The 21,721-nt window shown below is 74.4% G+C and carries 18 protein-coding genes and 1 pseudogene; 7 read left to right on the top strand and 12 right to left on the bottom strand.

Annotated features, from left to right (window positions below; genetic code table 11):
* Positions 1-15: 15 nt before the first annotated feature.
* Positions 16-297, bottom strand: a complete 282-nt coding sequence (locus tag QE405_RS20130; RefSeq protein WP_307204742.1) for a hypothetical protein — start codon at positions 295-297, stop codon at positions 16-18.
* Between the two features lie 49 nt (positions 298-346).
* On the opposite strand from QE405_RS20130, the gene QE405_RS20125 reads away from it, so the two are divergent.
* Positions 347-1,417 (top strand): hypothetical protein, encoded by a 1,071-nt coding sequence (locus QE405_RS20125; protein WP_307204737.1) that lies wholly within the window; start codon positions 347-349, stop codon positions 1,415-1,417.
* A gap of 108 nt (positions 1,418-1,525) precedes the next feature.
* Here the strand turns inward: QE405_RS20125 and QE405_RS20120 are convergent, their stop codons facing one another.
* Positions 1,526-2,359 carry a thioesterase family protein gene (locus QE405_RS20120; protein WP_307204729.1) on the bottom strand — a complete coding sequence of 278 codons (834 nt, stop codon included), beginning with the start codon at positions 2,357-2,359 and terminating at the stop codon, positions 1,526-1,528.
* Positions 2,360-2,476: 117 nt separating this feature from the next.
* On the opposite strand from QE405_RS20120, the gene typA reads away from it, so the two are divergent.
* Together typA and QE405_RS20110 are read left to right on the top strand one after the other, a co-directional pair.
* Complete coding sequence (gene typA / locus QE405_RS20115; RefSeq protein WP_307204720.1) at positions 2,477-4,360, top strand: translational GTPase TypA; 1,884 nt, start codon at positions 2,477-2,479, stop codon at positions 4,358-4,360.
* A gap of 10 nt (positions 4,361-4,370) precedes the next feature.
* Positions 4,371-5,036, top strand: a complete 666-nt coding sequence (locus QE405_RS20110) for a hypothetical protein (RefSeq protein ID WP_307204704.1) — start codon at positions 4,371-4,373, stop codon at positions 5,034-5,036.
* A gap of 21 nt (positions 5,037-5,057) precedes the next feature.
* Here QE405_RS20110 and QE405_RS20105 read toward each other — a convergent pair whose 3' ends face one another.
* The gene (locus QE405_RS20105; RefSeq protein WP_307204697.1) at positions 5,058-5,837 is read right to left on the bottom strand and encodes a TetR/AcrR family transcriptional regulator; all 780 of its coding nucleotides are present in this window, start codon (positions 5,835-5,837) and stop codon (positions 5,058-5,060) included.
* 107 nt (positions 5,838-5,944) lie between these two features.
* Here QE405_RS20105 and QE405_RS20100 point away from each other — a divergent pair, with 107 nt between their 5' ends.
* Complete coding sequence (locus QE405_RS20100) at positions 5,945-7,447, top strand: MFS transporter (RefSeq protein ID WP_307204689.1); 1,503 nt, start codon at positions 5,945-5,947, stop codon at positions 7,445-7,447.
* A 33-nt stretch (positions 7,448-7,480) separates the two neighbouring features.
* Here the strand turns inward: QE405_RS20100 and QE405_RS20095 are convergent, their stop codons facing one another.
* From QE405_RS20095 to QE405_RS20085, 3 genes are read right to left on the bottom strand one after another with little or no spacing between them, the layout of a single operon-like run.
* A complete protein-coding gene (locus QE405_RS20095; RefSeq protein WP_307204683.1) occupies positions 7,481-8,026 on the bottom strand; it encodes a hypothetical protein in 546 nt (181 codons plus the stop codon).
* Complete coding sequence (locus QE405_RS20090) at positions 8,019-8,207, bottom strand: hypothetical protein (protein WP_307204677.1); 189 nt, start codon at positions 8,205-8,207, stop codon at positions 8,019-8,021. Before QE405_RS20090 ends, QE405_RS20095 begins: the two co-directional genes overlap by 8 nt.
* Entirely contained in the window at positions 8,208-9,443 is a 1,236-nt protein-coding gene (locus tag QE405_RS20085; RefSeq protein ID WP_307204669.1) for an LCP family protein, read from the bottom strand.
* 236 nt (positions 9,444-9,679) lie between these two features.
* On the opposite strand from QE405_RS20085, the gene QE405_RS20080 reads away from it, so the two are divergent.
* Complete coding sequence (locus tag QE405_RS20080) at positions 9,680-10,099, top strand: BLUF domain-containing protein (protein ID WP_307204663.1); 420 nt, start codon at positions 9,680-9,682, stop codon at positions 10,097-10,099.
* Between the two features lie 262 nt (positions 10,100-10,361).
* On the opposite strand, the pseudogene QE405_RS20075 reads toward QE405_RS20080, so the two are convergent.
* The 5 genes and pseudogenes from QE405_RS20075 to QE405_RS20055 all read right to left on the bottom strand — a co-directional run.
* Positions 10,362-10,982: pseudogene (locus QE405_RS20075) on the bottom strand (PP2C family protein-serine/threonine phosphatase); the annotation flags it as partial.
* A gap of 1,063 nt (positions 10,983-12,045) precedes the next feature.
* The gene (locus QE405_RS20070; protein ID WP_307204658.1) at positions 12,046-12,576 is read right to left on the bottom strand and encodes an ATP-binding protein; all 531 of its coding nucleotides are present in this window, start codon (positions 12,574-12,576) and stop codon (positions 12,046-12,048) included.
* Between the two features lie 114 nt (positions 12,577-12,690).
* Positions 12,691-13,869 (bottom strand): glycerate kinase, encoded by a 1,179-nt coding sequence (locus QE405_RS20065; protein WP_307204650.1) that lies wholly within the window; start codon positions 13,867-13,869, stop codon positions 12,691-12,693.
* 92 nt (positions 13,870-13,961) lie between these two features.
* A complete protein-coding gene (locus QE405_RS20060; protein ID WP_307204642.1) occupies positions 13,962-15,062 on the bottom strand; it encodes a sugar diacid recognition domain-containing protein in 1,101 nt (366 codons plus the stop codon).
* A gap of 23 nt (positions 15,063-15,085) precedes the next feature.
* Entirely contained in the window at positions 15,086-16,816 is a 1,731-nt protein-coding gene (locus QE405_RS20055) for a cyclic nucleotide-binding domain-containing protein (RefSeq protein WP_307204636.1), read from the bottom strand.
* 142 nt (positions 16,817-16,958) lie between these two features.
* On the opposite strand from QE405_RS20055, the gene QE405_RS20050 reads away from it, so the two are divergent.
* Positions 16,959-20,417 carry an adenylate/guanylate cyclase domain-containing protein gene (locus tag QE405_RS20050; protein ID WP_307204627.1) on the top strand — a complete coding sequence of 1,153 codons (3,459 nt, stop codon included), beginning with the start codon at positions 16,959-16,961 and terminating at the stop codon, positions 20,415-20,417.
* A gap of 16 nt (positions 20,418-20,433) precedes the next feature.
* On the opposite strand, the gene QE405_RS20045 is transcribed toward QE405_RS20050, so the two are convergent.
* Positions 20,434-21,204 (bottom strand): SDR family oxidoreductase, encoded by a 771-nt coding sequence (locus tag QE405_RS20045; protein ID WP_307204621.1) that lies wholly within the window; start codon positions 21,202-21,204, stop codon positions 20,434-20,436.
* 146 nt (positions 21,205-21,350) lie between these two features.
* Between QE405_RS20045 and QE405_RS20040 the strand changes: the two genes are divergently transcribed.
* Complete coding sequence (locus QE405_RS20040; protein WP_307204614.1) at positions 21,351-21,575, top strand: hypothetical protein; 225 nt, start codon at positions 21,351-21,353, stop codon at positions 21,573-21,575.
* Positions 21,576-21,721 lie beyond the last annotated feature (146 nt).

Here is a 21,721-nt window from a genome sequence, read left to right as displayed (position 1 = left end):
CACCGCACCGCTCCCTCACGCGGGCGGCCGCTTGACGCGCCGCGGGGCGGTGGGCAGGACGAGCGGCGGGGGCGGCGCCACCGGCTCGGCCTCCTCGGCGTCGAACCAGCCGTCGAGGTCGTCGCACACGACCTCGAGCACGAAGGGCGGCGCGTCGCTGACGACCGCCCAGGGGTGGTCCTCGTCGTCGTCCTCGCCGGCGAGCCGCTCGCGCTCGACCGCGGCCTCGTAGCCGTCCCGTCGGAGCCGCGCCACCGCGGCCTCGGCGTCGTCGGGGTCGAAGAAGATGGCGCGCACGGCTCCATTCTGGACCCCGGCGCACGGGCCCGCCCCGTAGCGTCGAGGGATGACCGCCGCGCTCCACGTCCGTCGCACGTCGTCCCGCGAGCCCCTCGTCGACGAGCTCGCCGCCCGCATCGGCACCCGCCCCGGGCTCGAGGCCCTGCTGGGCGACCTGGACCGCCGGGCGCACCGCAGCGTCGTGCCGCGCCTCCTCGGCCGCCGCGTCGCCGCTGCCTGGGGCTGGGACGCCGAGGACCGACGCAACGAGTGGTGGCCGCAGGGCGTGACGACGACCGAGGACGCGACCGGGCTCGGCACCGTCCCGGACGGCCTCGGGGGACGGCGGGTGGCGGTCGTGTCGTCGTACGCGAAGGCGGTGCCCGGTCCCGGCTCGGGGGGCCCGGTGAAGCAGGGCGCGCGCCTGACGTTCCTCGACCTCGGGACCGGGGCCTACCGGCACGTGCTGCTGGTGAAGCCGGTACGCCGCGACGACGGCACCGTCGACCACGAGCCCGTGCCGGTCCACGCCGGCGGGGTCGTCTGGTCGGGGTCGTGGCTGCACGTCGCCGCCACCGGGAAGGGCTGCGTGTCGGCGCACCTCGACGACCTCGTGCACCTCGGGGACGGCGAGCGGGGGACGGCCTTCGGGTACCGCTGGGTGCTGCCGACCCGCGTCGACCACCGCGGCGGCGCGGACGAGGGCACCGAGAGGCTGCGCTGGTCGTTCCTGTCGCTCGACGTGGGCACGCGGTCGCTGGTGGTGGGTGAGTACGGCCGCGGCGAGAAGTCGACGCGCATCGCCCGCTTCCCGCTCGCCGACGACGGCCTCCCGGCGGGCTCGGCCGAGGACCCGACGCTGACGCGGGCCAGCGAGGTCGTCGACACGGGCGTGAAGGGCATGCAGGGCGTCGCGTCGGTGGACGGCCGCCTCCACGTGACGACGTCGCACGGCGGGTGGCTGCCGGGCAGCCTCGTCACCGCCCGCTCGCACGACGCCCGGGGCTGGCGCCGCACCGTGGCCGCGGCCCCCATGGGCCCCGAGGACCTGGCGTGGTCGCCGGCCGAGCGCCTGCTGTGGACCCCCACCGAGCACCCCCGACGGCGGTGGCTCGTCGCGCTGCGCCCGCCGCGGTGACGGGCTGACACTTTCCCCGGTCGACCGGGGAAAGTGTCGCTTTGACCATCAATATTGATGGTCAAAGTGGCGTGTTCCCCGGTCGACCGGGGAAATTCGCGCTGCGGGCTAGCGCGGCACCCGCGCGAGCTGGCGGGCCTGGGCCACGAGGCGGCCGGCGGAGTCCCAGATCTCGCAGTCCTCCTCGAAGAACCCGCCCGCGAGGTTCGTCGTCGACTGGCGCATCGCGAGCCACCCCGGGGCCGGTACGGCGCGGACGTGCGTCGTCAGCTGCACCGTCGGGGCCCAGCCGGGGCGGCCCAGGTCGAACGTGACCGGCGGCATGGCGTCGCACGCGAGCAGCAGCATCAGCGGGTCGGGCTCGCGGTCGCGCAGCCGGAACCAGCCCTCGAGCACCCCCGTCCCCGACGGCTGCCCCAGGGCCCAGCCGATGCTCCGCGGCGTCAGCCGCATCTCGAACCGCTGGACGAGCGGCGCGATGCGCAGGAACTCCTCCGGCCCGTCCGAGGTGGCGACGCAGTCCTCCGGCGGCGGCAGCACCGGCGCGACGGCCGTGGTGCCGACCTCGTCGGTCAGCCCCGCCAGGTCGGAGAACGTCGCGAGCGCGGTGATGCGGGCCGCGCCGTCCTGCGCCAGCTCGGCGGCGACGGTGGTGAGGGTGCCCCGGCGGACGATCCGCGTCGTCACCTCGGCGGGGCCCTCCGTCGAGGCGCCGACGTACGTCGCGGCCACCGCCACCGGGTGCGGCCGGTCCGGCACGGTCTCACGCACGGCCGTGCCGAGCAGCGCGAGCAGGAAGCCCCCGTTGATGCCTCCGCCGACGGACCAGCCGCCCGGGAGGTGGCCGGAGAAGCGGCGTACCGGCTCGTCGGGACCGTCGAGGGGCGTCAACGCCACGTCGCGGTCGAACTCGGCGGTCGGCGAGGTCTCGGTCTGGATCACAGACGCAGGGTAGCGGCCAACGAATCGGCCCTGGCCGTGCGGGGCACTAAGATCGCCGGGGCCCTCCGGCGACCGGTGTGCCACCCAGATCCCTCGACGGAAGTGACGCCGCACCTCATGACCACGCTCCGCTCCGACCTCCGCAACGTCGCCATCGTGGCGCACGTCGACCACGGCAAGACCACGCTCGTCGACGCGATGCTCAAGCAGGCGGGGGCCTTCACGGAGCACCAGGCCGAGGGCGTGGCCGACCGCGTCATGGACTCCGGCGACCTCGAGCGCGAGAAGGGCATCACGATCCTCGCGAAGAACACCGCGGTCCGCTACACCGGTCCGTCGGCGCCCGACGGCATGACCATCAACATCATCGACACCCCGGGCCACGCCGACTTCGGTGGCGAGGTCGAGCGCGGCCTGTCGATGGTCGACGGCATCGTGCTGCTCGTCGACGCCTCCGAGGGCCCGCTCCCCCAGACGCGCTTCGTGCTCCGCAAGGCGCTCAACGCCGACATGCCGGTGATCCTGGTCGTCAACAAGACCGACCGCAGCGACGCGCGCATCTCCGAGGTCGTCGACGAGTCCTACGAGCTGTTCATGGACCTGCTCGACGACTCCCACAGCCAGGACGCGCTCGACTTCCCGGTCGTCTACGCCTCCGGCAAGGCCGGCATCGCCTCGCTCACGCAGCCCGAGAACGGCACCATGCCGGAGGGCAGCGACCTGGAGCCGCTGTTCCGCACGATCCTGGACACGATCCCGGCGCCGTCGTACGACGAGGACGGCCCCCTCCAGGCCCACGTCACCAACCTCGACGCGTCGCCCTTCCTCGGTCGTCTCGCCCTGCTGCGCATCCGCCAGGGCCACCTGAAGAAGGGCCAGACCGTCGCGTGGATGCAGCGCAACGGCGACGTCAAGAACGTGCGCATCACCGAGCTGCTCGTCACCGAGGGCCTCGAGCGCAAGCCGGGCGAGTCCGCGGGCCCCGGTGACATCGTCGCCGTCGCCGGCATCCCCGACATCATGATCGGCGAGACGCTGGCCGACCCGGAGAACCCGGTCGCCCTGCCGCTCATCCACGTCGACGAGCCCGCCATCTCGATGACGATCGGCACCAACACCTCGCCGCTCGTCGGCAAGGTCAAGGGCGCGAAGGTCACCGCCCGCCTCGTCAAGGACCGCCTCGACTCCGAGCTGATCGGCAACGTGTCGCTCCGCGTGCTGCCCACCGACCGCCCCGACGCGTGGGAGGTGCAGGGCCGCGGCGAGCTGGCGCTGGCGATCCTCGTCGAGCAGATGCGCCGCGAGGGCTTCGAGCTCACCGTCGGCAAGCCGCAGGTCGTCACGCGCGAGATCGACGGCAAGGTCCACGAGCCCACCGAGCGCCTCACGATCGACGCGCCGGAGGAGTACCTGGGCACCATCACCGAGCTGCTCGCCACCCGCAAGGGCCGCATGGAGGGCATGACCAACCACGGCACCGGCTGGGTCCGCATGGAGTTCGTCGTGCCCGCGCGCGGCCTCATCGGCTTCCGCACCGAGTTCCTCACGGAGACCCGCGGCACCGGCATCGCCCACTCGATCTCCGAGGGCTACCAGCCGTGGGCCGGCGAGATCCGCTCGCGCGCCTCGGGCTCGCTGGTGGCGGACCGCAAGGGCGCCGCGACGGCGTACGCCATGACGGCGCTGCAGGAGCGTGGCGTCATGTTCGTCGAGCCCACCACGGAGGTGTACGAGGGCATGATCGTCGGCGAGAACTCCCGCGCCGACGACATGGACGTCAACATCACCAAGGAGAAGCAGCAGACCAACATCCGGTCCGCGACCTCCGACAACTTCGAGAAGCTGATCCCGCCGCGCAAGCTGTCGCTCGAGCAGTGCCTGGAGTTCTGCCGCGAGGACGAGTGCGTCGAGGTGACGCCCGAGATGGTGCGCATCCGCAAGGTCGTCCTCGACCAGAACGAGCGCGCCAAGATCGCGTCGCGCGCCCGCAAGTCCAAGTAGGGCACGCACCGTGCACGGCCGGGTCCGCAGGCTCGGGGACGACGGGGGCACCGGCGAGCGGCTGGCGGCCTGGCTCGAGGAGATCGGCCTGGCCGACCAGCTCGGCCCGGCCGGCCTCCCGTCGTTCCGCCGCGGGGCCGACGGCGCGGCGTACTGGACGGAGCCGGGCACCGGCGAGCCCCTGACGCCGGAACGCCTGGAGGAGCTCGACGCCCTGCTCCACCAGCAGGGCGACGACCCGGCCCACGCCGTGCCGGTCGCGCTCGTGCAGCTGCGGCGCAAGGCGGCCGTGCGGGCGGGGCTGCTCACGAGCCCGTGGCACACCTACGCGAGCCTCGCCGAGCTGCGGGGCCGGTCGGAGAACGCAACGCGCTTCGCCGTGCACAAGGCCGCCGAGCGCGGCGGGCTCCTCGTCGTCGTGCACGACGACGGCCGCACCATGGTGCCGGCGTTCCAGCTCGACGACGCCGGCGACCTGCGGCCCGAGCTGGGGGCCGTGCTCGAGCCGCTGCTCGCCGCGCGCATGGATCCCTGGCAGGTGTGGGCCTGGCTCACGCAGCCGGCCGCGCTGCTCGGCGGCCAGGTGCCGCACGAGGCCGCGCGCGACCCCGAGGAGGTGCCGCTCGTGCAGCACGCGGCCGTGCGCCTCGCCGAGCGGGCCCGCGCGAGCTCCTGAGCGCCCGGCCCCAGCGCCTGCTCAGTCCTCGCCCAGCGCCTGGCGCACGAGGCCGAGCACGAGCAGGTCGAGCCCGGCCGCGAACTGCTCCAGGTCCTCGTGCCGACGGAACTCCTCGGCCATCGAGCGGATCCAGCGGAACTCGGTCGCGTCGAGGTCCTGCCACCGGCTGACGACGAGGTCGAGCTGCTCGTCGGCGTCGAGCGCGGGGTCGACGATCGCGTCCTGCGAGGACATCTGGGTGGCGACACCCACGACGTACCCCAGCAGCGCCGTGCTGCCGTGGAACTGCTGGCGGGGCGTCAGGCCCATCGCCGCGAGGGGCCGCCCCATGTGCTCCCACACCCGCAGCCCGTTGGGCTGACCACCGCTGAGCTCGACCTGCCCCGGCAGCCAGGGGTGCCGGTCCATCTGGGCGAACAGCGCCAGCGCGATGCGCCGCAGCTGGGTCGCGGCCGCGACCACCGTGGGGTCCGTCGTGCCGAGGTCGACCTCGAGCGGCGGTGACGGTACGTCGTCGCGCGCGTCCCCGGGGCCCTCCCCGGTCCCTGCGGATCCCGCCGACTCCGCCGCGGCCAGCGCCCGGCCGACGAGCTCGTCGCAGGCCAGCCCGACGAGCTCCTCCTTGCCGGCCACGTGCCAGTAGATGCTCCCCAACCCGCCGCCGAGCTCGGCGGCGAGGCCACGGAGCGTTAGCCCCTTGATGCCCTCGGCGTCGAGGATCGCGGTCGCCGTCTCCACGATCTGCTCGCGGGAGTGGGTGACGCGCCTCGTGGAACGGGTCGAGCGCGACGGAGCCATGCGTCACACCCTAGGCCGTGTTGACAGTCTCGAACAACGTTCTATTATCGAACCACGTTCGAGTCGAACGTCGTTCGATCACCCCGACCCCCCGAGAGGAGGCCGTCATGACCGCCGTACCGACGCCCACGACGACCCCGTCAGCACCCCCGTCACCCGCCCCGTCAGCCCCTTCGACCCAGTCCCGTCCCCGCCCCACGTCGCTCCGCGCGGCGGCTCCCGCCCTCCTCGCGCTCTGCCTCACGATGCTCGTCGAGATGGTCGACAACTCGATCCTCACCGTCGCGCTGCCGACGATCGGGCGCGACCTCGCCGTCGGTCCCACCGGCCTGCAGTGGATCGTGGGCGCCTACGCCCTCACCTTCGGCGGCCTGCTGCTCATCGGCGGCACCCTCGGCGACCTGCTGGGCCGCCGCCGCATGCTGCTCGTGGGGCTCACGGGCTTCGGGCTCTCGTCCCTGCTCGTGCTGGCCGCCACCGAGGCCTGGCAGCTCATCGCGGTGCGCGCCCTCTGCGGCGTGTTCGCGGCGCTCATCGCGCCCGGGACGATGTCGCTGATGTTCCGGCTCTTCGACGACGAGCAGCTGCGCCGTCGGGCCATCGGCCTCATCGTCAGCGTCGCCATGCTCGGCGTCGTCGTCGGGCCCGTGCTCGGCGGTCTCGCCGTCACCCACCTGCCCTGGCAGGTGCTGCTCGTGGTCAACGCCCCCGTCGCCGTCGTCGCCTGGTGGGGCGTGCGGCGCGGCATCCCCGCCGACGACCCGGCCGACCTGCGCGTCGGCGGCGCCGACGTTCCGGGCGCGCTGCTCTCGGTCGCCACGCTCGGGCTCGGCCTGCTGACGCTCACGCTGGCCGTCGACGAGGGCTGGTACGCCCCCGTCACGCTCGTCGTCGCCGCCGGTGCTGTCACCGCCGCCACCGGCTTCGTCCAGCGGGAGCGGCGCGCCGCCCACCCGATGCTCGACCTGCGGCTCTTCACCCTCCCCACCGTGCGCGGCAGCGCCCTGCTCCAGTCCGGCGTGATGGTGGCGATGGTCGGGGTGTCGTTCTCGGCGACGCAGCTGTTCCAGTACGCCTGGGGCTGGTCCCCCGTCGTCGCCGGGTTCGGCACGCTGCCGATGGTGGCCGGGATGTTCCTCGCGGGGCCGCTGACCGACCGGCTCGTCGACCGCGTGGGCCACCGTCTGACCGCCGTCGCCGGCAGCTCGCTGCTCGTCGTGGCCCTGCTCGTGCTGGTCGTCGCACTGGACGCCGGCTACCCGGTCTTCGCCGTCGGGCTCGGGCTCCTCGCCGTCGCCATGCGGCTCGTCGTGACGACCTCGGCCGTCGCGCTCGTCGAGGCCCTCCCCGAGAGCCACACCTCGCTCGGCTCCGCCCTCAACGACACCGCGCAGGAGGTCGGCAACTCCCTCGGCGTGGCGGTCGTCGGGACCGTCACCGCCGCCGTCATGGGCTCGACGCTCCCCCTCGGCGCGTGGTCCTCGGCCGTCACCGACGAGTTCCTCGACAGCCAGCGGATCGGCTTCGCGATCCTGGCCGGGCTCGTCGCCGTCATCACCGTGGTCGGCGCGCGCACCCTCACCGACTCGCGCTCGACCGAGGAGCACTGAGGGGCCGGACCTCCGGAGGTCGGGTCGCGCGCCTCAGCGGGTCAGGCGCGCGACCCAGTACTGCACGCCGTACGGCGCGTCGTCGTAGGTCACCTCGACCTGCCACGCGCCCCCGCCGTCACGCAGCAGCCCGCCCAGCGTCCGCAACGCGTCGACCTCGGCCCACAGGGCACGGCCCAGGTCCGCGTCGACCGCGGCGAGGGTCGCACCGTCGCCCGCGGCGAGGGCCGCACCGAGCGCGACGTCGAACGCCTCGGCCCGCTCGTCGAGGTGGCCGGGGGCCTTCTCCGTGCGTGTGGCCGAGCCGTTGCCCAGCACCAGCAGGCCGGCGAGGTCGGCGGGGGGTCGCTCCGCGTCGTACGGCGCGTGGGGAACCCCGTCGAGGAGGTGGTCCGCGACGTGGGCGGCGGCCGGGGAGCCCAGCACGCCGACGAGGCCTCCTGCGGCGCGGAGGCCCGCGGTGGCGGCCGCGACGGCGGCGCGGAGCTCGGCCACCGGGTCGACGAGGCTCGCGTGCTCCGGCAGGAGCGCCGGCACGGGCGGGACCACGACGATCTCGCGGAGCGTGCGGTCAGCCATGGTGCGGGGGCACCTGGGCGCGGAGCCAGGCATCGGAGGCCGAGTCGCCGCCGCGCGCGTCGCCCGGCTCGCCCCGGTCGGTGTCGTCGCCGGTCTGCTCGGGCAGCGCGTCGCCGAAGATCGCCGCGAGGCGGCGCTTGCGCTGCCACTCGGGCTCCGGACGAGGCTCCTGCTCGGACATTCAGCAGAGACCGTTGTCGGCGGCGAATTCCTCGGCGTTGAACTCCTCGTCGTCCGTCGGGTCGCTGTCGGTCGCGGTGTCCGTCGGGTCCGTGGTCGAGGGAGCCGTGGTGGTGCTGCCCGGGTCGGTCGGCGATGCCGTCGGCTCGCCGGTGTTGACGCTGCCGCCGCTCTCCTCGGCACCGATGGCGCCGGTGAGGAACTCCGACGTCAACGGCTTGTCCTCGCGGATGAGGGTCCACAGGTCGTCGGCCTCGTCGGTCCAGACGAGGCGGTTGCGGTCCTCGGAGTACTCTTCGTTGGGGACCGTGAGGAAGTTGATGTTGTCCAGGCCGATGCCGTTGAAGCCGACCGCGATGTCGGCGAGCTTCTGGATGCTGCCGTACTCCTCGGTGATGGTCATCGAGTCCCTGACCGCCGTGACGAAGTTCCGGACCCGGACCGGGTTGGTCAGCGTCTCCGCCGACACCACCTTGTTGGCCATCGACGCGAGGAACGCCTGCTGCCGCTTCATGCGGCCGACGTCGCCGTTGATGGAGAGCTGGTGGCGCTCGCGCACGTAGATGAGCGCCTCCTCGCCGTTCGCCGTGAAGGTGCCCTCCTTCGGCAGCGCCTTGTTGTAGCGGCTCGCCCGGATCGGCTCGGTCAGGCAGATCTCGACACCATTGATGGCGTCGACCATGTCCTCGAACCCGCCGAAGTCCATCTCGATGGTCGCGTCGATGCGGATGTCGGTGAGCGACTCGACCGTCTTCTGCGTGCAGAGGGCGCCGCCCTCGCTGTAGGCCGTGTTGAACATGACCATCTTCTCGCCGGGCACGTCCGTGCCGTCCGGCGCGAGGCACTCGGGACGGTCGACGAGCGCGTCGCGCGGGAGGCTCACGCCGTACGCGAAGTCCCGATCGCCCGAGAGGTGCATGATGATCGTGGTGTCGGAGCGCGCCCCGTTGTCGGGGTTGTTGGCGTCGGAGCCCACGAGGAGGATGTTGAGCGGCTCCTCCGGGGTGTCAGCGTCGACCTTGTCCGGACGGTCACCGAGGGCCTCCGCCTCGTTGCCGAACGTGTTGATGCCGTTGTCGAACTGACGCACCGTGAAGGCCACGCCGAGCGCCGTCACCATGCACAGGATCGCGGCGGTCGCCGTGATGACGGTCGCCACCGTGTGCCGACGCTTCGACCGCGCGCGGCGCTTGGGGGCGGCGCGACGGCCGGAGGGGCTCGGGGGTGTGACGGACACGTCTTCTCCTGAACGTGGACGAGGGCCAGACGCAATGTACGTGGGCCCCGCAACGCGTGCGACATCATCGGCGTCGTTCTGGCGAAGGTCACAGCGTCCCCTCAGGTACGCCGCGCGCTCGCCCGCACGGGTGAAAGGTGCCGCTCGGACCGGCGCGGCGGCAGGGGGCCGCGTCGCGACGTACGCGCCGCGTGTGACGATGGGGGACCCGACAGCGCTGATGAGCAGGTGGCCCCATGATCTCGTTGACCTACCTCAGCAGCGCCATCGAGCCGATGTCCCCCGACGAGCTCGAGGACCTGCTGACGCAGTCGCGCGCGGCCAACCACGACGCCGGCCTGACCGGGGCGCTGCTCTACGCCGACGGCAGCTTCGTGCAGACCCTCGAGGGGCCGGACGAGGCCGTCCACGCCACCTTCGGCCGCATCCTCGCCGACAACCGGCACCGCGGACTGTTCATCGTGCTCAACGAGCAGATCACGGAGCGGGCGTTCCCCGAGTGGACGATGGGGTTCCGGCGGATCGACGGTGTCGAGGCGCAGCGGCTGCCGGGCTTCTCCGACTACCTGCGCACGAACCGCGAGATGGGACTGGCGACGCCCGCCGGGCGCGGCGCCGAGGTGTTCCACCAGGTGTTCCGCGAGGGGCTGCGCTGACGCAGGCGCGGCACCTCTCGACCGCGGGTCCCCGAACCTCGACCGGCAACGTCGCCCGCGCGATGAGACCGCGGGGGTGCCGGGGCGAAGAGGGCATGGGCCCGGTCGGCCCCGAGACGAGCCGGGAGCTCGACCTCCTCGTGCTCAGCGCCGACCTGCGGACGGGCGACGGCGCCGTGCCGTGACCGGGGTGGTCTACTCCGTGCGCGCCCGTAGGACCATGAGGGCGATGTCGTCGTCCTGGTCGTGGGCGGCGAAGGTGGGCCAGGAGGTGGTCGCAGAGCGCCTCGGGATCGAGGTGCTGCAGGCCGCTGATCTCGGAGCGCAGGTACTCGATGCTGATGTCGAGGGGGATCCCGCGTCGTTCGATGAGGCCGTCGGTGTAGAACACCACGGTGGTCTCGGGGGCCAGCTCGACGGTGAGGTCGGTGCGGGCGACGTCGCGGTAGACCCCGAGGATCGTCTCCCCGCCCTCGTCCAGCAGCTCGGCGGTGCCGTCGGGCCGCAGCAGCACCGGAGGCAGGTGCCCGGCCCGTGACCACCGCAGACTGCGGAGCCCGGCTGCCTTCTGCTCGGGCGTCTGCTCGACGCGCGCGAAGACCGCGGTGGCCATCGTCTCGACCCGGAGGATCTCCATCGTCCGGTCGAGGTGCTCCAGGATCCGGGCGGGGCTCTGGTCGGTGGCGACCGCGATGCCGCGGGCCAGGTTGCGGAGCTGGGCCATCGCAGCCGCAGCCTCGAGGTCGTGGCCTGCGACATCGCCGATGCTGAGGACGAGCGCGCCGTCGGGCTGCTGGAACGCGTCGTGCCAGTCCCCGCCGATCTGCGCCACGTCGGTGGCAGGGGTGTAGCGCACCGCGATCTGCAGGTGGTCGGGCTCCATGGGCGGCGTGAGCAGGGCCTGCTGCAGGGCGACCGACATCTGCCGCTGGGCGGCGGCGACGTCGCGCTCGGCCTCGAGGAGGTCGATGCGGGTCAGGGCCTGCGTCAGCGAGGCGGCCACCAGCCGCAGGAAGGTGCGGTAGTCCTTGTCGAAGGGCAGCTGGTCGCTGATCCCGCACACCAGGGTCGGGAGCGGCCGGCCGGGCCGCGGGAAGCTCGTCAGCGGCTGCCACACCACGCGGCCCCCGGGGGTCTCCTCGACGAAGAGGGACGTCCCGGACATGGGCGTCCCGGGGGCGCTCGGCAGGGCGGGGGGTGTGGACCCCGAGTGCGCGATCGGGGCCTCCTCCGGCAGCTCGGGGATCCGGATGTCGACCGCGGGCAGGTCCCGCACGAGGTCGCGCAGCAGGTAGAGGGAGAGCCGACGGAGGTCCTGCTTGGTCTCGACGGTGGCGAGCACGTCGGAGAGCCGGCTCAGCGCCTCGGCGCGACGTTGACCGATGACCTTGGCCGTCGTCTCCGAGGCGATGTCGAGCACGCCCTCGATCTCGCGCTCCTCGTTGCGCACCGGCGAGTAGGAGAAGGTGAAGTAGCACTCCTCGAGGAAGCCGTGGCGGTCCAGCGGAACGAGCTCGTCCTCGTAGAAGCAGGCGCCCCCACCCGAGCGCACTCCCTCGAGCAGCGGACCGATGTGGTCCCACGCCTCGGCGAACACCTTGCTCGCCGCGGCACCCAGCGCGGCCGGGTGCTTCTCCCCGATGAGCTCGGCGTAGGCGTCGTTGTAGACCATGAGGAAGTCCGGACCCCACATCAGCACCGCCGGGAACTGGGTGTCCAGCACGGTCCGTGTGGCGGCGCGCAACGCGGGCGTCCAGCTCGCCGTGGCACCGAGAGACGTGGTCGCCCAGTCGATGGCCTCGTAGTGCGCGCGCAGCGCGGGGCTCGCGCCCTCCCAACCCTTCACTGGCGGGAACATAGCGCCCCGGACGTGCCAGCGCACGACGACCGTGGGACTCGCCCGTCGCGCCACTCCTACGGGTGGCTCCACGACCTCGCTCCACGGTTCACGACCTGCGGGCGCACCCCGCCAGGCAGGCCGTCACCTGGGTGGTCGCGGTGGCCGGGTCGCTCGCGACCGACCACTGCTCGCAGATCGCGTCCACCATGAACAGGCCGCGGCCCCGGATCGACGCGGGGTCGCCCCGCTCGCGCAGCCCCTGGCTGAACGCGGGGTCGTAGCCGGCGTCCGTCATCCGCAGGTAGACGCGACCCTCGTGCGACCTCCACGACAGGCGGACGGTGCCGAGCACCCCCGGACGACCGTGGTCCACGGCGTTGATGACGAGCTCCCCGGCCACGATCAGGACGTCCTGCAGCACGTCCTCCGCCCGCCCGACGTCCAGGGCGCACTCCTGGTCCGCCGCGCCCTCCGCGGCGGCGGCCATCCGGGCGGCGAACGCCTCCCGCAGCGCCTTCCGGGCCAGGGGCACGGCCTCCGCGCCGTGCGGGAGGTCGAGGTCGACCCAGTCCCCCGCGGCGCTCACGACGCTCCACCCGGCGGGCTCGACGCCGGACGACATCGGGCGCTCGACCATGGACGGGAATCTCTCGCGAGACCCACGGCCCCTCCTCCTGCCACTGCACCGACGTCCCCTGGGTTCGAGGAGCGTCGACGATGCTAGCCCGGCCGCCCAGGAGCCCCGCGGCGATCAGTCCGATGTCGTCCGGCTCGCGAGCCACACCCGCACCACCTGGGTCGTGGTGGCGGTGACGGCCTCGACGGCGCCCGCCCGGAGCTCGTCGAGCGACGCGGGGCCCCGGGCGATCGAGAACGCGGCGGTCAACCCGGCCGCGTCGATCTCCTCGGTCGTCGCGGTGACCGATCCCGCCACGGCGACGACGGGGACGGGCGCCGGGGTGAGCCGGCGGACCGTGTCGACGACCTTGCCGTGGAAGGACTGCTGGTCGAGCCGCCCCTCGCCGGTGAGGACGAGGTCGGCGTCGGCGAGCAGGTCCGGCAGGCCGACCGCCGCGGCCACGAGGTCCCCGCCGGGAGCGAGCTCCGCCCCGAGGAGGGCGTGCAGACCGGCGGGCAGGCCGCCGGCCGCGCCGGCGCCGGGGAGGTCGGCGACGTCGACCCCGGTCACCGCGAGGAGCACCGCGGCCAGGCGCCGCAGACCCCGGTCGAGGATGGCGACGTCGACGGGTGTCGCTCCCTTCTGCGGCGAGAACACGGCCGCCGCTCCGCGCTCCCCGACGAGGGGGTTCGTCACGTCGCACGCGATCCGCCAGCGCACCGCCGCGGCCCGGGGGTCGAGCCCCTCGGCGTCGACGCGGTGGAGCCGCTCCAGCGCACCCCCGCCGTCGGGGAGCTCCCGGCCGTCGACGTCGAGGAAGCGGACGCCGAGCTCGCGCAGGAGACCGGCACCGCCGTCGGTCGTGGCGGACCCACCGATGCAGAGCAGCAGCTCCGAGCAGCCGGCGTCGAGGGCGGCGCGGACGACCGTGCCGACGCCCCGGGTCGTCGCCGCGAGGGGCTGCAGCGGTACGTCGCTCACCTGGGGCAGTCCGTTGACCTCGGCCGCCTCCACGATCGCGGTCGCCCCGTCGGGCGCGAGGCCCCAGCGCGCCCGGGCCGGGCGGCCGAGCGCGTCCGTCGCGGCGACGAGGCGGGGCGTCGACCCCCAGGCATCGAGGAGCGCGTCCAGCGTGCCCTCGCCGCCGTCGGCGAACGGGACCGCGCGGACCTCCGGCTCGGGTCCGTCCGAGGCCCGGGCCGCGGCGCGGACACCTGCGGCCATCGCCTCGGCGACCTCGGCGGCGGTGGCGCTGCCCTTGAAGGAGTCGGGCACGACGACCACCCGGGGCCGGCGTCGGGACGAGGTCATGCGAGGACCCTAGGCGGCCGACCCGGCGGCCGCTACGGTCCTCCGCCCACCTTCGAGGCGAGCCGGCGCGCTGCGCTGTGTGCGCACGCCCACTAGCCGGCCGACAGCGACCGGAGCGCGTGCACCGCCGCGAGCAGCACCGCGGCCTCGTCGGGGCGACCGAGGTCGAGGCCCGTGAGCGCACGGATGCGGTCGACACGTTGGAGCAGGGTGTTGCGGTGCACGACGAGCTGCTCCGCCGCCGCGGCGGGCGAGGACGAACGCGCCACCACCGCCACGGTCTCCCGCTGCACCGGCGAGAGCCGCTCCACGGTGCGCGCCCACCGGCGCCGGCTCCGCTCGGGGAGGTGCGCCACCCCGATCGCGACCTCCGCCCTCCAGCCCGGCTCCTCTTCCGCCGTCGGCAGCAGCCGACCCCGCTGCCCGAGCGCGCGCAGGTCGGGGGCCCACCCGGCCAGCTCCTCGACGTCGGCGAGGTCGTCGACGACGACCCGACGCGTCGCCGTACCGCCGAGACCTCGGTCGAGCCGGCGGCCGTGGCCGGCGACCGCCCACAGGAGCCCGTCCAGGACCACGGCGCACGGGGCCGTGGCGTCCCGGCGGTCGTTGACCGCGGTGACGGCGTGCTCGGCACGGGCCGGGGGGACGGCCACCCCGTCCCCGGCGACCTCGCGGCTGGCCCAGACCCCGATCGCCCACGGTCCCCGACCGAGACCGAGGCGGTCCAGCCGGTCCTGCACCGCGACGGGCGACGCGGTGGGCGACACGAGCGTGGCGACCAGCTCGCGGGCTCGGGTGCGGGTCTCGGTGCCGCTGTCGTGCTCCCGCTCCCGGGCCAGCAGCAGGCCCACGGCCAGCGCGACCAGCCGCGCGACCGGTTCGACCGCCTCCGGGTCGCCGGTGACGCCGACGACCCCGGCGATGCGGCCGTCGAGCTCGAGCGGGACGTTGGCACCGGGCCGGTCCCCCACCCCGTCGGCCACGCGGGTCACCCGGACCGGGCGGCCCGTCGCCGCCACCTCGCGGGCCGCACGGTGCGGCTGCCCGATCCGGTCCGCGTCGGTGGACGCGACGACCGTGCCGTCGACGTCCATGAGGTTGAGGTCCTGCTGGAGGGTCGGCGCCACGGCGTCGACGACCCGCTGCGCCAGCGCGGGGTCGAGCCCGTCGCCCGTCCCCGGTGCTCCCGCCATGGCGGTCACCCTAGGCGGCCGGGTCAGCCGCGGAACGCCAGCCGGCTGGCCGCGACCTCCTCCACCAGCGAACGGGGCCGCCCGGCCACGGCGGCGAGGAACTCGTGGCGGCCGAGGCTCATGACGACCGTCGGCTCGAGGGCGACGACGCTGGCCGTGCGCGGGATGTCGCGGACCAGCGCGATCTCGCCGAAGAAGTCGCCCGGTCCCTGCTGGCGGAGCACCCGCCCCTCCTGGGTGACCTCCACGCGTCCCGAGGCGATGACGAAGAACGCGTCGGCCGGGTCGCCCTCCCGCACGAGCGTGGCGCCGGGACCCGCCTCCACGCGACGCAGCGAGCGGGCCAACGACTCCTGCACCGCGGGGGCGAGCAGCCGGAACCAGGGCACCTGCTGCACCAGCGGCAGCGCCGCAGGTGCCTCGAGGCGGGCGTCCAGCCGCCGCATCCTCGGCAGGCTCAGCGCGGCCACGGCCGCCACCGGGACCGCCACCACGACCAGCGACCAGCGCACCCCGACCAGCACGAGCAGGGGGGCCATCACGAGCGAGCCGAGGGCCTGGGTGGCGATGTAGCAGGTGTCGAGGGCCCCGAACACGCGTGCCATCGTGGCCTCGGGAGTCATGCGCTGCACGATCGTGTCGAGGTTGACGTCGACCACGGGGTTGGCGGCTCCCACGACCACGAGCGCGACCACCAGCGCGACCGGCGAGGGCCAGGCGGCCACCGCCAGCAGGGGCAGGGACCACAGCAGCACGCCGGCCGCCAGGTCACCACCGAGGCGCTGGCGCGACGCACGTGCCAGGGTCAGCAGTCCCCCGACGACCGCGCCGACCCCGAGCACCGCCTCGAGCAGACCGACGCCCCCGGCGTCCGTGCCCAGCACCTCGACGGCGAGGACGACCAGGAACACCTTCGACGCTCCCCCGACGAAGGTCTGCGCGCACACCTGGCCGGCGACGTTCCGGAGGTCCGGGTCCTGCCCGACGGTGACGAACCCGGCGCTGAGCTCCCGCAGGAAGCCGGATCCCGGCGAGGGCGCACCCCCCGGGCCGTCCGGGCCGTCCGGGTCGTCCGCACGCCGCCCACCGCGGCGTACCCGAGCGATGAGCAGCATCGACAGCGCGAAGGTGGCGACGTTCAGCGCGAGCACCACCGGCACGCTGGCGACGAGCAGGAGCAGTCCCCCCAGCGCCGGACCGACGAAGACCGCGAGGCTCTCCAGGGTGCCGCTGGCCGCGTTCGCGGCGGCCAGCTCGCGAGGGTCGTCCGCGAGCGCCGGCATCCAGGCGCGCTGCGCGGAACGGAACGGCGCCGCGAAGACCCCCGCGAGCGTGGCGAGCACGTAGACGGGCCACGGGTCGTCCGCCCCGGTGACGAGGTACGCCGCGGCCGCACCGATCAAGAGGGCCCGGAGGCCCGAGGTGACGAGGAGGGCGGTGCGACGGCTGACCCGGTCGCTGACGACGGCCGCCAGGGGTGCCGTGACGGCAGCGGCCGCGAGGCGGGCAGCAGTGAGCAGCGCGACGGCGCTCGCTCCGCCGACCGTGTAGGCCCAGACGGTCACGGCCGTGGCGCACGCGAAGTCACCGACGAGGGAGGTCACCAGGGCGAGCTGTACTCGCCGTAGGTCGGCGTTGCGGACGACGGTCACGAGCGCGCTGCGGGTCTCGGCCAGCACGGCACCGATCGACAGGCGTCGCGACCGCCGCGTCGGCCCTGCGGCGCGACGACCGGCGTCCTCCGGTGCGGCCACGGCCACCTCCTCCATCGATGGGGCGGCACACCCGACTCCCTCGGGGAGACTTTAGAGACCGCCGCGGGGCATCGAAGTGGAATCCCGCATATGCTCACGCCGCGGCGGCCCGCCCGGCCGCCCGAGGTGGCGAGGAGGCACCGTGGTCTGCGCGACGTGCGCACTGCCCCTGCTCGCGGGAGCCCGCTTCTGCGCCGGCTGCGGCACGGCCGCACCCGCGCCCTGCACCTCCTGCTCCGGCGTGCTGCCTCCGGGCGCGCGGTTCTGTCCCGCCTGCGGACGGGAGGTCGGTGCCCCGACCACGCCGGCGGTGGGAGCGGGGACGACCGCGCCCGTGGCGCAGCGCCGGGTGGTCTCGGTCCTCTTCTGCGACCTCGTGGGATTCACCGGCCTGGCAGCACGTCGAGACCCCGAGGAGGTGCGCGAGCTGCTGACGGCGTACTTCGACCGGGCGCGGCAGATCGTGGCGCGCTACGGGGGGACCATCGAGAAGTTCATCGGGGACGCCGTGATGGCGGTCTGGGGCGTCCCCACGGCTCACGAGGACGACGCCGAGCGGTCCGTCCGCGCCGGTCTCGACCTCGTCGACGCCGTGGCGCGGCTGGGCGAGGACCTCGACGCTCCCGCACTGGCGTCGCGGGTGGGCATCGTGACCGACGAGGTGGCCGTCACCGTCGGGGCCGTCGGGCAGGGCATGGTCGCCGGCGACCCGGTCAACGTCGCCGCCCGCGTGCAGGCCGCCGCGACCCCGGGGAGCGTCTGGTGCGACCACGCCACGGCGCGTCTCGTAGCGAGCATCTTCGACGTGCGCGACAGGGGCGAGCACGACCTCAAGGGGAAGACCGAGCCCGTGCGCCTGCACGTGGTCGCCGGCGCGAGCCCCACCACGACGACGGGGCTCGACCGCTCGGACGTCCCGCTCGTCGGCCGGGGGCGGGACCTGGCCCTGCTCCAGCAGCTGTTCCACGCCGCCGAGGAGGAGCGACGTCCACGGATGGCCGTCGTCGCGGGCACCGCGGGCATCGGCAAGTCACGGCTCGCCCGCGAGCTCGAGGCCTACGTCGAGGGCCTCCCCCACGCGGTCCTGTGGCACAGCGGCCGCTGTGTGTCGTACGGCGACGGCGTCGCCTTCTCCGCCCTGAGCGCTACCGTCCGGGTGCGCGCGGGGATCCCCGACGACGCCGAGCCCGCCGAGGCGCGCGAGCGGTTGCACGCGGTCCTCTGCGACGTGGTGCAGGACGTCGCCGAGCGGAGGTGGATGGAGGCCCACCTGCTGCGACTGCTGGGCCTGGCGCCCGAGGGCGAGGAGCTCGTCGACGTCGGTCGGGACGACCGGTTCGCCGCCTGGAGCCTGTGGTTCGAGCGGATCTCCGAGCGCCACCAGGCACCCGTCGTGTGGATCGTCGAGGACGCCCACCACGCCGATGCCGGGTTCCTCGACTTCGTCGGCCACCTCGTGTCCCGGGGCCGCTTCCCCGGGTTCGTGGTCGTGCTGGCCCGTCCGGAGCTGCTCGACGGACGCCCCCGCCTCGCGACCTCCGGGCGCACCGCGGTGCTCAACCTCGAACGGATGACCCCGGAGCAGCTGCGCTCGTTGCTCGACGAGCTGGTCGACGGCCTGCCCGACGCCGTGGCCGAGCTGCTGGTGCGCCGCTCGGAGGGCCTCCCGCTCTTCGCCGTGGAGACCGTGCGCGCGCTGCACGACCAGGACCTGCTCGAGCCGACGGGGCAGCCCCAGCGGCCACCGCTGCGCTGGCGTCCGACGGTCGACCCCGCAGCGGTGGAGTCGATGCGCGCTCCCACCAGTCTCCAGCTGCTCGTCGCCAGTCGCCTCGACCTCCTCACGGCCGCACCACGTCGGGTCGTCGACGCCGCCGCGGTGCTGGGCCAGACCTTCACCGTCGCCGGGTTGTGCGCGTTGACGGGGGCAGACCCGCACGAGGTGGAGGCCCAGGTGGCCGATCTCTGCACGCGCGAGCTCTTCGTGCGCGTGACCGACCGCCTCAGCGCCGACCACGGCCGGATCGCGTTCGTGCAGCCGACGGTGCGGACCGTGGCCTACGAGGGTCAGGCGCGTCGCGACCGGGCCCACCTGCACCTGGCGGCGGTGAACCACCTCGAGGGTCTTCCCGGTGCACGGGGCGAGCTGGGCGCCGTGATCGTGCAGCACCTCCACGATGCCTACACGCTGCTCCCCGCGGCGGACCCGCGGCGCGGTGCGCTCGGCGAGCGGCTGGTGGCGTGGCTGGCCACGGCGATGGCCCATGCCGCGGAGATGGGAGCCGCGCAGGAGGTCCTGCACCTCGGCGACCAGCTGCTGGCGCGCGCCGACGGCCTGACGACCGCTGCCGTCCGCGCGCGGATCGCGATGGCCGAGGCCGCCACCGATCTCGCGCACCTCGACGTCGTCGTGGACGTTCTCGAGCCGGTGCTCGCGGAACCCGCCCCGGTCACCGCCACCCCCGACGACCGCGCTCGTGCGGCGGCCCTCGCGAGCCGTGCCCACGGCCTGCGCGGCGACGTGGCGGCGCAGGGTGCGGCGCTCCGGTCCTTCACCGGGCCCGACGGACTCGAGGGCGTGGGTCCGGGAGCCGCCGCGATCCTCTGCATGCAGGCCATGCAGTGGCACGAGACGTGCGCCGACTGGTCCTCGGCGCTCGTCTGGCGCGACCTGATGTCGACCCACGCCGAGCGGAGCGGGCAGCCGCCCGTCGTGGCCGTGACGTTGAGCGCCGCAGCCCAGTCCGTCAGCCTCCGGGGCCAGCACCTCATGGCCCGTGAGCTGCGTCGGCTCGCCGTGGACTACGCACGCTCGCACCTCCTCACCGCGCAGCTGACGCACAGCCTGCTGGTGGCGTTGGCGTTCGGGATCGCCGACGACGTCCAGCAGGCCGTGGCCATCGGCGAGGAGGCCGTCGCCACGGCGACGCGTGCGGGCAACCGTCCGTTGCTCGAGCAGATCGTCTCCAACCAGGTGCTCGCCCTGCGGCTGGCCGGACGGTGGACCGAGCTCGACGCGCTCGCCGGGAGCCATCCCGACCTCGAGGACCACGTCGCCGACATGATGGCGCGGGTGCAGAGGGCGCTCGCCGCGGAGACGCGGGGGCGTCCGGCCGAGGCCCTCGCGCACCTCGACGCCCCGGTCCGGGAGGGTCTCGACGGTTACGACCGGCTGTGGCTCGACGCGATCCACGCCCTGCGCTGCCACCTCGAGGGCGACCACGCCGAGGCGCTCGACCGGGCGGAGCGCCTCTGCGGCCTCGCCCTGCACCACTGCGGTCTCGTCGACGACTACCCGCACCACCTCACGATGGTCGCCCCGTGGTTCCTCGCCGCGGGAGAGCACGACCGCCTCCGGGCCCTGCTCGCGCCGACGCTCCACGAGACCGGCCTCACCCCGCTGCTGCAGGCGCAGGCCCTGTGGCTCCGCGCTGCGTTGGAGGACGCCGATCCCTCGTCGGTGGTCGAGGACCAGGCGGTGGATGCCCTCTTCGAGCAGGCGGTCGAGGCACTGGAGGCCGTGGGCGCCGCCACCGACCTCGCGCGCGCGGAGGCCGCGCGGCGCGCCCGCGCCGCCCGCCGCCGACCCTCCGTGCCCTGAGCGCGACCGGCGGCCCCTAGGCCCGCAGGCGGGTCACCGTCGGGCCGGCGTCGACGAGGAACGCGTCGCCGCTGCTCGCCGCGATCCGGCCCTCGACGAGGTCCCACGCGGCCTGCGCGACCTCGTCCGTCGTCGTCAGGCGACCGCTCGGGGCGAAGCCGGCGGCGAACCCGGCCTTGTCGTCCGGCGCGCCACCCGTCAGCCGGTCGACCATCGGGGTGTCGATGACCCACGGGCAGAGCGTGTAGACCGCGATCCCCGCGTCCGCGAGGAGCGGCGCCGCGCTCCGACCGGCGGCGACCACGCCCGCCTTCGCCGCGGCGTACGGCACCGCGATGGGCACCGCCAGCGCCGTACCCACGAAGGAGGCGGTGTTGACCACCGCTCCCCCGCGGCGCAGGTGGTCCGCCGCGTGGCGCAGGCCGGAGAGCACCCCGAGGAGGTTGACGTCGAGCACCTGGCGCAGCGCGGTCTCGTCCCAGGTGGCCATGGGTCCGATCGGACCCTCCGTGCCCGCATTCGAGAACCAGAGGTCGAGCGGCCCGTCCGCGCTCGCCCGCTCGGCGAGCCGCCGGACGTCGGCGTCGACGGTCACGTCCGTGGCCACGAACTCGGCACGGCCACCCAGCGCCGTGACCTCCTCCACGACGGCGGCCCCCCGCCGCTCGTCGCGCCCGGCCACGACGACCCGCACACCCTCCTGCCCCAGCCTCACGGCGAGTGCGCGGCCGATGCCGCTCGTGCCTCCGGTGACCACGGCCGTCCGACCGTCCCGCTGCTCCTCCATGCTCGACCCCTGGTCTCGATCCGCACCGGGACGTCGACGACGGCCCGGGCGCCCCGCGGGGCGCGGACGCATCATATCGAATCCCCTGCTGAGGTAACCGATTTTGCGGGACTGCACACCGCTCCGCCGCTCGCGGTGCGCTGCGGGTGGCCTGCTGGGAGGAGGCGCGAGGCCGCCGTGACCATGTCGCGGACCTCCTGCGCTGGGCCGAGGACTACACGACGTTCAACGACTTCCTCTCCGAGCAGGTCCACGCGGCCACCGGGGCTCCCGTCGCGGCCCTGCCCATGCCCTGGGCGCACGGCATGGTGCTGCTCGTCGAGGCCGCCCTCGCCGGACGCCAGGTCAGGCGGCTCGCACCCGCCCCGTGAGCAGAGCGGCCCACGACCACACGACCCAGGCAGGGGGTGGCGCGCAGCGCCACCGCGGTCGAGCCGACCCCTAGAATCCCGGTGCGTGACCACCTCGCAGGTCGACCGTCGGACCGGCCCACGGCCCGGTCGTCGCCCGATGCCCT

Source organism: Nocardioides zeae, from assembly GCF_030818655.1.
Classification (GTDB): domain Bacteria; phylum Actinomycetota; class Actinomycetes; order Propionibacteriales; family Nocardioidaceae; genus Nocardioides; species Nocardioides zeae_A.
Note: the sequence above shows the minus strand (reverse complement) of the source record. Positions and strands in the feature narration are given on the sequence as shown.